The sequence below is a fragment of the Salinicoccus halitifaciens genome, from assembly GCF_021026095.1.
Lineage (GTDB): Bacteria > Bacillota > Bacilli > Staphylococcales > Salinicoccaceae > Lacicoccus > Lacicoccus halitifaciens.
In genome coordinates this window covers 97341-110733 of record NZ_JAJNCU010000005.1, presented here as the reverse complement: position 1 = coordinate 110733, position 13393 = coordinate 97341, and the positions used below count along the sequence as shown (strand labels likewise).

Genomic DNA, 13393 nt, shown 5'->3' with positions numbered 1-13393 from the left:
ATGTTAACGTAATTCATATGTTAGACAGGTAAGTCAAAGGGGGTGGGGATGAGTATGGTTATTGAAGAAAATCAAACCGAAGATGTTTTAGATTCGATTATAAAGTCCTATCTAAAACCGGTGGTTAAGAAAATAGATGCCGATGCATATTATGCAGAAGATTATTTGCTTGAGCTGGGCAAAGCCGGGTTATACAGATCGGATAATTTAACAAAAAATGAATTACTTGCCAGAGAAATATTGATCGTCGAAAAAACTGCTGAAACATGTATGACCACCGCATTCAATTTATGGTGTCATCTCGCTGCTCTGACTTACTTGCGGAACAGTGATAACCAATATTTAAAGAACGAAATATTGCCTTCACTTGAGAGAGGAGATTTCCTTGGTGCAACGGGGCTCTCAAATCCTATGAAGTATTATTCGGGTTTAGAGCCGCTTCATTTAAGAGCCCAAAGACAGGCCAACGGCTATGTGATTTCGGGTGGATTGCCATCTGTTTCAAACTTAAATGAAAATCATTGGTTCGGCGCCGTGGCCTCATTAGATGAGAACAGCGAAGTCATGGTTTTTGTGCCATCTAATGCAGATGGATTAAAGTTAAAAGAGAAAAGGGGTTATATGGGTGTAAACGGAAGTGCGACTTATGGCTGCAGGTTCGATGAAGTATTTATCCCTGACGAGTGGGTAATTGCTGCAGAGGTCTCAGATTTTATAGATAAGATCCGGCCATTTTTCGTTCTTTATCAGACACCACTCGGTTTAGGAGTGATTAAAGCTGCCATTAAATCAATGTGGAAAGCGCCAAAGAGACAAGGGGACATTAACGAGTATCTGCCAGTGCAACCAGAGGATATAAAGCGGCAATGGGACGAATTAAAATATCAATTGGAGATTTTGCTGAGAACAGATGACCTTGGAAATGATTTAAAAGCATTATTGCAACTAAAACTTGATATAAGTAATTTAGCTGTCAAGGCAGCCCATGGGGATATGATGTATTATGGAGGAGCCGGGTATCTGCAGGGCAGTCATCCATCCAGGAGGCTGAGGGAAACTTATTTTCTCTTAAACTTGACACCAACATTAAAACATCTTGAAAAGGAGTTGGCCACATATAAGGATCCGATGCCGAGCTTTCCAGGATAGATTATAAAAATAATAGGGCTTTAATTGACGGTACAGACAATTTAAAGGTTTTTATTTAGAAATTTCCTTAACGTATAAATAAGGACGACTTCAAATGGATTATCAATTTGAAGTCGCCTTTTTTCTCTTTGACAATTACATTCTTATCAACAAAACATGTTGACCATAGAATGGGATAAATGCTTTCTAATGATTTTTTCCATGTCCTATATCATATTACTTTCTTATGAATTATATCTTTAAATTCTTTGATGCACGACTTTAAAAACTGGAGTTCTTCGTGTGTCAATTCTTTATCCTTATAACGCATGGCTTGGTAATGCCCGAGATTTGATATGGAAGTGTGCTCGTGGAGCCGGAGCCGTTTGAACCACTGCTCGATCGTCTCATCGGTGTACCTGCCGTATCCTTTTGAAGCGGCCCATTTCTCAAAATCAAAGTACATCCTGCGGGCTTTGCCGGGAGGCGCTTTTTTGGATGCCGGCGCACTCACGGGCTTATGGTCCACCGTGTGCGGCGTCTCTTGTACATGCATTTCCCGGGTGCGGGCTTCCCGCTTCCTGAAATATGAATAGACGGCGAAGATGACTGCAGCCGCCACCAGCGTGAGGATGATCATCCCAAAGGGGATGCCGAGCACCTGGCCCGCCTCTGAGGTCACTTCATCCGGTGTCTGATAGCCGTCGAGTTCCGCTTCCTCCTCCTGGAAGGCATCTTCCGGGTAATCCAGTTCCACGCCTTCCAGAAAGTCAAAAAACGGCCTCAGCATGAACACCATTGCATTAAGGAGGAAGATGACCGCATAGCTCAAAGTGAACACAGCAAACCGGTACACCTGCATCAGTACAATGCTCAGGGTTATGAAGGCCAGGATGAAGAACGAAGTCAGCCTGATAAAAGGCCGCTTACCGTACCCGCTGTCCAACGCTAATGTAAGGATCCTCCCTGCAACGTATCCTGCAAGTGAGGCGATGAATATGATATTGAAAGTATCGATGTGCGCACCGGTTTCGGGCGTGGAGATCATCGTGATGATGATGAGCCAGAGGAGACCGGCGATCACCGTGCCGGGGGCAACTGATTCATCCAGGCTGTAGTGCAGCTGTTCAAGGCGCCACACCGGAATGGTGCTGATGAGCAGTGCGGATAAGAAATAATCACCGCTGAAGAGCGCGGCAGCGAGGGTTATGGGCACCAGTAAATAAATATATTTCACCGGCAGCCTTGCTGCAATCAGATGGCCTGCGATGTACTGGCTCAGCACAACAGCGAGGAAGAACAGCACATGGTTCCGGTCGCCGGGCAAATTATGGATGTTCAAAAAGAGATATACCGATAACAGCAATGCCATTTCGACAAGGAAGGCATGCAGAAATGAAGCGTGGTATTTTATCCTGCTCACGTCACCGCCTCCTTCCTGCCATATTTGAATGGTTCGAGGCCATGTGCATCCAGCTGGTAGACGGCTGTCCCCTTTTCTATGTAATATTTGAGCTCCGCCATGATGAGAGGATCCGCTTCACCTGTGAAAATGAGGTGGGTGGGCATCTTTTCAGACTGCTTAACGAATTTCAGGAATCGGTCGAAGCTGATCGTGTAGGTGACGGTCTTTATTCTCGCGAGCGCCTCCAGGGCATGACGATAATGGAGTTTTCCGGAACTTTCGTCCAGCGTGAAAAACTGGTGGCGGTCGAAAGTGCGCATATTGGCCATCAGCCTGTACGGTATGCCGTCTTCGGCCATCAACCCGAAGATGAAGGCAAGCTTTTCGAAAGTGACCTCTATATCGGCAGGCGGGGCGAACGACTTATCAGAGCGCAGGTTGATGAGGAAGAGCCATGACATATGCGTCGTCTTCTCATATTCCCGCGTCATCAGTTCGCCGCTGCGGGCGCTCAATTTCCAGTGGACGTCCCTGAGGGCGTCGGTCGTCTCATACGGCCGGCTGCCGGTGATGAGGAGCGGATCGTGGAAAAATGTGTTTTCATCCCTGTATGCGCCCTGTTCAATCTTTGCCTTCAGAGGCCGGTTATGCAGTGCGTAGCGGTCCGGATAAATCAGTATTTCATGATTTGCGGAGCTGGCCTGCTCAAGCTTGATATGACCGAAACCGAATATGCGCGGCACGGCGATTTTGGTTTCGATGATTTTGCTGGTGCCCCTGTGGACGGCTTTGAAGGGGATTTCGATGGTCGTCGATTTCCCGGGAAATACTGAAAAAATACGGGAGGTCTCTGTGACATTCCTGATTTTCAATGCCTCATCATTATAAAAGGAAATATCGTCCCCGGCAGTGATGGTGATCTCTGCGGACAGCACCGGCAGGCGGCCGCGCTGGGTGGCTTGCAGATAGAGAACGTCTTCCTGCCCCTTATATTTCCTGAGTGCCTTCGGCAGCACCTCGACGGTGAGGTGCTTTGCGACATTTCTTTCATAAAATAAATTCAACAGGGCCATTGCGGCGGTGATTCCGATGACGAGCTGCAGCCATGCATTCAGCTGTGCAGTATACAGCAGATCGAAGATGACCATGATGGCGATGATGGAGAAAAGGGCCGATGCCATCTTCGATTCGGTGTGCTGCCTCTTATACTTCATCTCTTTCAACCCCGTATTCGACCGGCACTTCCGTACTCCTGAGGATGCGCTCCATGACCTCTTTTTCCGAAGTAAGCGTCATCCCTTCGATGTTCAAAACGATGCGGTGTGTCAGCACGTAAGGTGCAATGTATTTCACATCATCCGGCGTGACGTAGTCCCGTCCATTGATCAGCGCAGCACCGATTGCCGCCTGCATCAGCGCGATCGTCCCGCGCGGTGAGGCACCGAGTGCGATATGTTCATGGGACCTCGTCCGGTGGATGAGGTTGATGATGTAATCCTTGACCGTCCGGTTGATATGTATTTTTTCAGCTTCAGCCTGCACTTCCCTGATGATATCGAGCGAGAGGACCTGATTGACGGCATCGCGGGGACCGTCCCCCCTGTGCAGGTCGAGCATCATCCTTTCATTTTCGAAAGAGGGATAGCCCAGGTCGATTTTCAGGAAGAAGCGGTCCATCTGCGCTTCAGGGAGGTCGAAGGTGCCCTGCTTCGATTCGATCGGGTTCTGGGTGGCGAGCACGATGAAAGGTGAATCGACCGGATGGGTGACGCCGTCGATCGTGACCTGCCCCTCCTCCATCACTTCAAGGAGGGCCGACTGTGTCCTCGGGGTGGCGCGGTTTATTTCATCGTCAAGGAGGATGTTCGTCATGACCGGGCCGCGGTTCAATTCGAACGCCTGCGTCTTCGGATTATAGATGTTCATCCCCGTTATATCTGTCGGCAGGACATCCGGCGTGAACTGCACCCTTGAAAAGTCGCCGCCGAGCACTTTGGAGATCGACTTTGCGAGCACGGTCTTTCCGGTCCCGGGCACACTTTCAAATAAAATATGCCCCTTCTGGATGATGCTGATGAAGATGAGGTCGATCACCTCCTCCTGTCCGACGAGCACTTTGCCTATTTCCTGCTTCAAATCATTCAGATAACCAGCCACTGACATGTGAATTCCCCTTTATTTGTAAATTTAGTTGATATTATACCAAACATGGGACTATAAAGAATGAATAATTGGATTAGTGTTCGACTTTTTGTCGCTTCTATGAGAAAATTTAGTTAATCATGACGAAAAAACCCGCTTTGAAGGAGGCGCATTATGTCCGTTGTAATTTTTGATGTTGACGGTGTATTTTTGAGTGAGGAAAGGTGTTTTGATGTATCTGCTTTATCCGTGCATGAACTGCTTTTCAATCCGAGGTATTTGAACCTGACCCAGGAAAAATTCAAAACGTCCTATACGGATGAGGAGATTGCAGAAATCAGAAGTAAAATCTTTCTGGATGATGAAGTTTTAAGCCGCTATAAGGAAATGGGACTGAACTCGAATTGGGATATGCTCTATATCACGTTCTCAATCGTGTATATCAATTTACTTAAAGACTCGGGTATCAATATAAGCAATGTGGATATCAACGACTTGTACGGCATCGGTGAGATGCTTGGCGATGTCGAGCCCGATTATGGAAAAGTCCTGGAATTCCTTGACGGCGATGAATACACTAAAGAGACGATTTACGAAGGTCTCGTCAACTATGCGACATCTTTGAAATTTTTGAATGAAGAGGACGACTTCAGGACGAACAGCACACTGTGGCTGCTCGGACAGCACGTCTATCAGGAATGGTACCTCGGCAGTGAGCGTATGAAGGGCAGCACGCTGCCGATTGAGGGCGACAAGGAAGGCTTCCTCCACCAGGAAGAATGGCTTGCGCCGATCGAAGATCTTGAAAAGATGCTTCAGAACCTGATTGACCGGGATCTCACGATCGGAATCGCGACCGGCCGCTCAAGGGAAGAGACGCTCATACCTTTCGAGGCGGCAGGACTGCTTCAGTACTTCAAAGATGAGAGGATTTCCACCGCCTCCGAAGTGAAAGAGGCAGAAGCCGTGGAAGGTGTGGAACGCCAGCTCTCCAAGCCGCATCCGTACAGCTATTTATGGACGCTGTATGCCCAGGATGAAAAATATTTCGAAAAAGCCGTGAAAGGCGAAAACATCTCCGATGAGAAAGTATACGTCGTCGGCGACTCCGTTGCAGACTTTTTCTGTGCAGACAAGATGGAAGTTGAATTCATCGGTACACTCACCGGCCTGACCGGCGATGACATCATTCCGACATTCACCGGACTCGGTGTCGCACGCGAGAACCTCGTGCCGGATGTACTCGCTGTTGAAAATATGGTTAAATGATTGGATGAATAAAGACCGCTGAAGACCTGAATAAGGTCTCCGGCGGTCTTTTATTTGCTCCCAGGGTATTGGGGATTTTCTAATCCGATTTCGATGGGTCTTCAGGCGGTACCAAATCGGATTACGAATCAGAATCCGATCTCCCAGCGCGTTTCGAGGCCTCCAAATCGGAATCCGGTCCCAAATCCGATTTCAGCCCCTATCTCAGAGCCCGCAAATCGGCCGCCCACTCCAGCCTCAGACAACAAAAAAAGAGAAGTTCGCCGTGAACTTCTCTTTTCCATATCATTCATTCAAAATCAGATCTGCAGATCCACCTGTTTAACATCCCTGAAGCCTTTTATTTTACTGAGCTCGTCCAGGGCCTGATCGCTCACCCGTGAGTCGAGTGAGAGTGACAGCAATGCGGCACCGCCTTCGTTTGAACGGCCAAGCTGCATGCTTGCGATATTGACCTGGTGTTTGCCGAGGATCATGCCCATATCGCCGATGATGCCGGGACGGTCGATATGATTGATGACAAGGATATGCTGGGTCGGTTTGATGTCGACCTGGTAATCATCGAGTTTCACGATACGTTCGCCGTAGCCGTCGAGGACGCTTGCCCCGAGCACAAGGGACTCGTCAGCGTTCGTGAGTTCGACTTCCAGATAGTTGTTGTATCCTTTGGTCTTGCCTTTCTTCTCGACTTTATATGTGACATCCTGCTCCTGGAGGAAATAAAGCGCATTGATGATATTGACGCTTTCCCCGAAATGCGGACGGAGCATGCTCGCGATGAACGAGCGGGTCAGCATGCTTGTGTCGTCAACAGCGATATCGCCATGATACTTCAACCGTATCTCATTCGGCGGCTTATTCATCAGCTGGATGCCGACAGAGCCCATATGGCTCGCAATATTGATGTAGGGCTGCAGTTCCTTGTTGATGTTCTCACTCATGCGCGGTGCGTTGACTGCATGTATGATCGTATTGTTTTCAAGTATTTCGATGATTTCCCGGGAAACACTCACTGCGACTTTCTCCTGGGCCTCGATTGTGGACGCACCAAGATGCGGCGTCACAACGACGGATGGATGAGACAGCAGTTCCATATTGGTCGGAGGTTCCTCTTCAAATACATCGAGCGCTGCACCGCCGATTTTATCGGCCTTCAATGCCTCGAGCAGGTCGGCTTCATCGATGATGCCGCCGCGTGCGACGTTGACAAGGCGCAGGCCGGGCTTGCAGTTTTCGAAGAAGGATTTGCCGACGATGCCTTTGGTCTGCGGTGTGAGCGGTGTATGGACGGTGACGAAATCCGCCACTTCAGCGATCTGGTCCACTTCGAGCTTCTCGATTCCGGACTCTTTTGCCTTTTCATCGGAAAGGTACGGATCGAAAGCGACGACATTCATGCCGAACACCTGGGCACGGCGTGCGACCCCGAAGCCGATTTTGCCGACACCGATGATGCCGAGCGTTTTGCCGTAGAGCTCGACCCCCTTATGTGCACCGCGGTTCCACGTACCCTCGGAAAGCTCTTTGTGTGCTTCCGGGATGTCACGAGACAATGACAGCATCATCGCCATCGTATGTTCTGTAGCGGAGATGGTGTTGCCGTCCGGGGCGTTGATCACGATCACGCCGAATTTTGTGGCTGCATCAATATCTATATTATCCACGCCGACGCCCGCGCGTGCGATCACCTTCAAGTTACGTGCGCGCTGAATGATGTTTTCGGTGATTTTCGTCTGGCTGCGTACGACGATTGCATGATAATCGTAGATGATTTCTATGATCTCATCTTCTGTAAGACCGGTGTTGACGTCCACCTGATAATTGGGATGTTCAAGCAGTTCGCTGATGCCATCCTCACTTACCGGGTCCAGGACAAGAACTTTATAAGTCATTGAAAAATACCTCCTGAGCTTCCTTGATTGCTTTTCCATAATAGTCATTTTGTCTGTATTTGGATAATATGCCTTCCAGCGCACCGAGCACGACGATGATATCGGAAGGGAACATATATCCCATATGGCCGATGCGGAGGATTTGGCCTTTCAGGTGTTTCTGGCCGCCGGCTATCGTTATTCCGAAGTTATTCTTAAGTTCATCTTTGATGTGCGAAAGCTCGTCAGACGTGGATTTGAACGCCGTAACGGTAGGCGATGCATATTCATCTTCGACGAGCAGTTCGAGGTCCAGTGCCCTGAGGCCTGCCCTCAGCATATCCCGCATTTTGGCATGTCTGTCATAAACATTTTCAAGCCCTTCCTCCGCAACTGAATCGAGTACGGCTTCAAGTCCCTGAATCAGGGAGACCGCCGGAGTGAAAGGTGTCGTATCTTTATCGAGTGAATCGAAGTACTGGTTCAGATCGAGGTAGAACCTTGGAAGGTCATTGTCTTTCATCTTCTGGCGCGCATTTTGATTCATCGCGACGAATGCGAGTCCCGGAGGCAGCATCAGTGCTTTCTGGCTGCCTGAGATCAGGCAGTCGATCTTCGACTCCGCCATATTGAACTTCATGCCGCCGACGCTGCTCACGCCGTCCACGATGAACAATGCCTCCTCATCATAGTCTTTGACGATTTCACCGAGCTCGGTCACCGGATGGAGCACAGCAGTCGACGTTTCACAAGCCTGTGAGACGACGACCTTAACATCATCCAGTGAATTCAGGAAGTCCTTGAAGTCGGCAGGGTCCGCCGCTTCGCCCCATTCCACTTCGTAAGTGTGCACATTGTATGGATAGGTTTTCGCTATGGCTTCAAAACGCGCACCGAACGCACCACTCACGATGACGACGACATTTTCATCCTTCGCCGCGAGGTTCACCATTGCAGCTTCAAGCGAGCTCGTCCCGCTGGAGGACAGGATGGCGACATCATCTTTCGTGCCGAAAACATCTTTGATCTTCGGCTTGATGCGGCGCATCAGCTCGGAGAAATCTCCGGACCTGTGTCCAATCATGCCTTCTGCCATGCGCTGGTTCACTTTTTCTGGAATCGGGGTGGGGCCGGGTGTCATAAGCATCTTCTTATACAAACTGAATTCCTCCTATGTAATTTACTAAGTTCCATAATATCGCAATTTTACGAAAATATAAAATGATTATTCAATTATCTTTGCCTTCTGCGAGCATTTCGTCGACCAGTGAATGTGCCTCACGGTAAATATCCCTATATGAATCCCCTTTCAATTCATGGGTGACGGCAGTGAGATTGTTATGCTCAATCTCTTCCTTCAGTGCCTGGTAAAGTGTATGGCCATACTCATCGTCCTTTGCCGGCGGAAGCAGCAGGATGAGCGCCCAGTTCTGGAGCTGGATGTAATAATCGAATACTTCGTAGAGCTTCCTTGATGCTTCATTCGAATCGGAAAGCTGCGTCATCACCTTCGCCGTCATGACATCGGTATCTGCGAAAAAGGCTTTACGTGTAGCAGGAGAGTGTATGTGCCTGCGGTTCAGATCGAACTGGCCGATGCCGATTGCATGGAAATCCTTGGCGTCCAGCTCATCTTCGCCCACCTGGTGTGCCTTCAAGTACTCCTTCTTATATTCGACGGAATAACTCGTTGAATAACGGCGCGCGAGATCTTTGACGAGCATCGATTTGCCTGTCCCGGGCGCCCCTAGGACGAGGACGTTCTGGACGAAAAAACGGCGGAACGGACGTGTTACATAATCCCAGTTGATGAGCGCCGCTTCACGGATGTTCGTGCCGCTGATCCGGAGCAGCGCCCTGTCCACAAGCGTGACACTTACCGGAACGTCTTCCCATTCCTGGGAATAAAAGTCCTCGAGCGGCCTGATGTACTCCTCCTCACCGACGTAGAACGTCAGTGAGCCGAAATCTTCGGCATGCTGCGGCGTCCCTTCCCGTATGAGGTCCGCCATCATTTCAAGCCACAGCCTCCACCCTTCAGGATAGCGGGGGATATCCGTTTCATCGAGCTTCAGCACCGTCACATTCTCATCCCCGGCACACAGCTGCCGCATCGCCTTCACCCTGTGGTTCAAAGACATACCGTATTCGTCCCCGCGGTCGCCTGCGTAGCCGCTGACGATGACGAGCGCGTGATCGTTCTCCCTTTTGGCACGGATGATCTGTTCGAAATGGCCCACATGGCATGGTGCGAATGTACCGAAATAAACGCCCAGTTTTTTCATATGTACAACTCCTGTTCATTGATAATCGCATCCACCCTCCATTATACGCATAATTTCTGAAAAATTGAGTCTATTTATGCTACAATCGTTCTATAATGGAATCAATAAATGCATCATGAGGAGACTTCATGATCGAATGGCGGGGCAGAGAGATGTTTAGATGGACGAACCTCTTCAGAGGATTTTTAATGGGGATATGCGAAATCATCCCGGGTGTCAGCAGCGGTACGATGGCACTGCTTTTAGGTATATATGAACAATTTCTCGGGGCGATCAGCCGCATCGTCTCCAGGCACTTCAAGACTGCGGTGTTATATCTGCTGCCCCTTGTCATCGGCATGGGTGTCGCGATACTGACGATGTCGTCCCTGATGGACTACCTGCTGACCGAGCATATGGTTCCGACGCACTGGTTCTTCATCGGCATGGTGCTTGGCGTCATCCCGATGATGTTCAGCATTTCGAGCTATAAAACCGAGTTCAGGCCGGCCCACTACATAGTGATCGGACTGGTGATCGTCCTCCTGTACTGGATGTCGACGGTCAATGATACTGCAGCGCCGGCGGAGAGCATTGAAATTTCGATACCGGTGTTGATAGGATTGTTCTTCAGCGGCATGCTTGCTTCAGCCGTCATGCTGCTGCCGGGCATATCAGGTTCGCTCATGCTGCTGATCCTCGGCGCCTATCCCGTCATCATGAGGGCCATCAGCGAGTTCACTTCCCTCAACTTCGAGGTGCTGCCGATCCTGATTGCAACAGGACTCGGCATCGTCTCCGGCCTGCTGCTCGCGAGCAGGGGGATCCAGTTCCTGCTCAGGAATTACACCTACATCATGTATGCAGCCATCATCGGCCTCCTGTTCGGTTCGGTCTTCCCGCTCTATCCCGGATTGCCGGATGCTGCCGGCACATGGATCGCTTCAATTGTTTCACTTGCTGCCGGATTGTCAATAAGTACATATATGGGCGGCAAAAATAAAGAAACTATATGATGGGGTGACATGATGACACAGCAACATCCGTTGGTGGAAGAATTTCATGATTATATACGCGGGACGATAGATTACCGCATTGCGGTCGCGGGACAGGTGGACGCCGGGAAGAGCGCGCTGATCCATGCGCTGACGGGCGGGGATCCCCATATATCGACGGAAACCGATGCGACAAGGGATGTCGCAGGCTACCGCTACGGCGGACATAGTGAGCTGCTGGATTTCCCGGGCGTCGGCACAACGGAATTCTCGCCTGCGCAATATAAGAAACTGCTGAAAAAGCATAAGGTGAAGCATGTATTGTATGTATTTTCTTCGAAGATCAGGGAAGCGGATGAAAAGGTGATCAGGTTCCTTGCCAAAAATAAAACCAAAATCACTTTCGTATACAGCAAGCTGGATGCACTCATCGACGTATCCGGCGCCTACGACCGCGAACTGCTCAAGCAGGAGAAGAATTCAGAGCTGCATGTTACATTCAAGAAAATCATCAAGGACCCTCTTAAATATCATTTCGTCAGCGTCAAGAACGGTACCGGCATCGATGCGCTCAAAGAAGACATCGACGCGTACTTCGATTCAAAGGATGAAGAATTCCAAAAAAGGCTTGAAGACTCCAGATATTTCGATAAATTCCTCAATAAAAAGAGCAGTACGCTCGGTGCGAGGCTGCTCACTCCGGGCTTTAAGGACCTGATTTTGAGCAGGGAGTTCAAAGCCATCGAACAGAAGACAGCAGGCCATTTCCATCTGGATGAGGAAGATGCCGGGTTCATCGGCATGCCGATGCCGAGAGTCAAAGAATTCGTCAACCAGGCGAAGGATACAGGTAAAGTGGCAGGCAACTACAGGAAGATGATCGGCCCGCTCACGACACTCATATCCACTGTGCTGAAAGTGCGTAAGCTGAATGTCATCACATTCGTCCTCTCGACTTTCGGTGAGGCCGGCATCAGGACGGTCTATCCCGTGCTCCGGGGTGTCTTTGAATACGTCCGCGCCATGAACGATATGGCGGGGGATGTACTGGCGAAGCACTTGAAGGAAGCCGGGGGACAATCATAAGTAAATGCTTTTTATAATATAATAAGGGGATTATAATATGGCAGAGTTGAAGCTCGAAAATATCAGAAAAGTGTATGATAACGGCCCGGAAGTCGTGCGGGACTTCAATCTCACGATCGGCGACGGGGAGTTCATCGTCTTCGTCGGCCCGTCAGGCTGCGGGAAGTCGACGACGCTCCGGATGATTGCAGGGCTTGAGGAAATCACCGACGGTGACCTCTACATCAACGGCAAAAGGATGAATGATGTCGAACCGAAGAACAGGGATATTGCGATGGTCTTCCAGAACTATGCGCTGTATCCGCATATGAGCGTGTATGACAATATGGCCTTCGGCCTGAAGCTCAGGAAGACGCCGAAGAAGGATATCAAGGCACAGGTCCATGAAGCGGCGGAAATACTCGGGCTCACAAAGTACCTCGACCGGAAGCCGAAAGCATTGTCGGGCGGCCAGCGGCAGCGTGTCGCACTCGGCAGGGCGATTGTGCGTGATGCCGGGGTTTTCCTGATGGATGAACCTTTATCCAACCTCGATGCAAAGCTCCGCGTCCAGATGCGTGCCGAGATCACCAAACTGCACAAGCGTCTTGAGACGACGACGATCTACGTCACCCACGATCAGACAGAGGCACTGACGATGGCGACAAGGATCGTCGTGCTGAACGAGGGCAACATCATGCAGGTCGGTACGCCGAAAGAAGTCTATGATCTGCCTGAGAACGTCTTTGTTGCCGAATTCATCGGCTCTCCTGCAATGAACATCTTCGACGGCCGCATGGACGGCGGTGTTCTGACCATCGGGGATGCCCGTTTTGAAATCCCCCGGGATAAAAGGGAGATGCTGCTGGATGAAGGGTACGACGGGAAGCCGGTCAAATTCGGCATCCGCCCGGAAGACATCCGGGATGAGGCGGAATATGTCAAAGCATCGAAAGCAAGTTTTGATGTCGAGATCCGCGTGAGCGAGATGCATGGCTCGGAAACCATGCTCTATGCGGATTATGAAGGTCAGGAATTCATCGCAAGAGTGGATGCCAGGCATAATATAATGGCCGGCGACCGGGTGAAGTTCGCATTCGATATTGAGAATGGCCACTTCTTCGACGCTGAGACAGGGGACAGGATAGTGAGCCAGGATTACCGCGCCAAGGAAGCGGAGCGGCTCAAAGAAGGCCGATCGGACATCATCAAAGTCTGAATGGAAACGGGCCGGTATGGGATGCTGCGGTATTC

11 protein-coding genes are annotated in these 13393 nt (G+C 50.0%); 5 read left to right on the top strand and 6 right to left on the bottom strand.

The genetic code is table 11. From position 1 onward, the window contains the following. Positions 1 to 54 precede the first annotated feature (54 nt). On the top strand, positions 55 to 1149 hold the full coding sequence (locus LPW40_RS10645; protein ID WP_230822225.1) for an acyl-CoA dehydrogenase family protein: 1095 nt from the start codon (positions 55 to 57) through the stop codon (positions 1147 to 1149). Between the two features lie 211 nt (positions 1150 to 1360). On the opposite strand, the gene LPW40_RS10640 is transcribed toward LPW40_RS10645, so the two are convergent. From LPW40_RS10640 to LPW40_RS10630, 3 genes are read right to left on the bottom strand one after another with little or no spacing between them, the layout of a single operon-like run. Next, the gene (locus LPW40_RS10640) at positions 1361 to 2551 is read right to left on the bottom strand and encodes a hypothetical protein (protein ID WP_230822224.1); all 1191 of its coding nucleotides are present in this window, start codon (positions 2549 to 2551) and stop codon (positions 1361 to 1363) included. Then, positions 2548 to 3747 carry a DUF58 domain-containing protein gene (locus LPW40_RS10635; protein WP_230822358.1) on the bottom strand — a complete coding sequence of 400 codons (1200 nt, stop codon included), beginning with the start codon at positions 3745 to 3747 and terminating at the stop codon, positions 2548 to 2550. Before LPW40_RS10635 ends, LPW40_RS10640 begins: the two co-directional genes overlap by 4 nt. Next, positions 3737 to 4696, bottom strand: a complete 960-nt coding sequence (locus LPW40_RS10630; RefSeq protein WP_230822223.1) for an AAA family ATPase — start codon at positions 4694 to 4696, stop codon at positions 3737 to 3739. Before LPW40_RS10630 ends, LPW40_RS10635 begins: the two co-directional genes overlap by 11 nt. Positions 4697 to 4849: 153 nt before the next feature. Here LPW40_RS10630 and LPW40_RS10625 point away from each other — a divergent pair, with 153 nt between their 5' ends. Next, positions 4850 to 5944: an HAD family hydrolase gene (locus LPW40_RS10625; RefSeq protein ID WP_230822222.1), complete on the top strand. Its 1095-nt coding sequence runs from the start codon at positions 4850 to 4852 to the stop codon at positions 5942 to 5944. A gap of 299 nt (positions 5945 to 6243) precedes the next feature. Here the strand turns inward: LPW40_RS10625 and serA are convergent, their stop codons facing one another. The 3 genes from serA to LPW40_RS10610 form a co-directional block, all read right to left on the bottom strand. Then, positions 6244 to 7836, bottom strand: coding sequence for a phosphoglycerate dehydrogenase (serA, locus tag LPW40_RS10620; RefSeq protein WP_230822221.1), 1593 nt, complete (start codon positions 7834 to 7836; stop codon positions 6244 to 6246). Continuing rightward, complete coding sequence (locus LPW40_RS10615) at positions 7826 to 8962, bottom strand: pyridoxal-phosphate-dependent aminotransferase family protein (RefSeq protein ID WP_230822357.1); 1137 nt, start codon at positions 8960 to 8962, stop codon at positions 7826 to 7828. The genes serA and LPW40_RS10615 overlap by 11 nt, the downstream gene beginning before the upstream one ends. Before the next feature lie 82 nt (positions 8963 to 9044). Further along, complete coding sequence (locus LPW40_RS10610; protein WP_230822220.1) at positions 9045 to 10100, bottom strand: AAA family ATPase; 1056 nt, start codon at positions 10098 to 10100, stop codon at positions 9045 to 9047. Between the two features lie 128 nt (positions 10101 to 10228). Here LPW40_RS10610 and LPW40_RS10605 point away from each other — a divergent pair, with 128 nt between their 5' ends. Genes LPW40_RS10605 through LPW40_RS10595 form a run of 3 tightly spaced genes read left to right on the top strand, consistent with a single transcriptional unit; the run spans position 10229 to position 13358 of the window. Further along, the gene (locus LPW40_RS10605) at positions 10229 to 11095 is read left to right on the top strand and encodes a DUF368 domain-containing protein (RefSeq protein ID WP_230822219.1); all 867 of its coding nucleotides are present in this window, start codon (positions 10229 to 10231) and stop codon (positions 11093 to 11095) included. A 12-nt stretch (positions 11096 to 11107) separates the two neighbouring features. After that, positions 11108 to 12160 carry a GTPase domain-containing protein gene (locus LPW40_RS10600; protein WP_230822218.1) on the top strand — a complete coding sequence of 351 codons (1053 nt, stop codon included), beginning with the start codon at positions 11108 to 11110 and terminating at the stop codon, positions 12158 to 12160. 37 nt (positions 12161 to 12197) lie between these two features. Next, complete coding sequence (locus LPW40_RS10595; RefSeq protein ID WP_230822217.1) at positions 12198 to 13358, top strand: ABC transporter ATP-binding protein; 1161 nt, start codon at positions 12198 to 12200, stop codon at positions 13356 to 13358. Positions 13359 to 13393 lie beyond the last annotated feature (35 nt).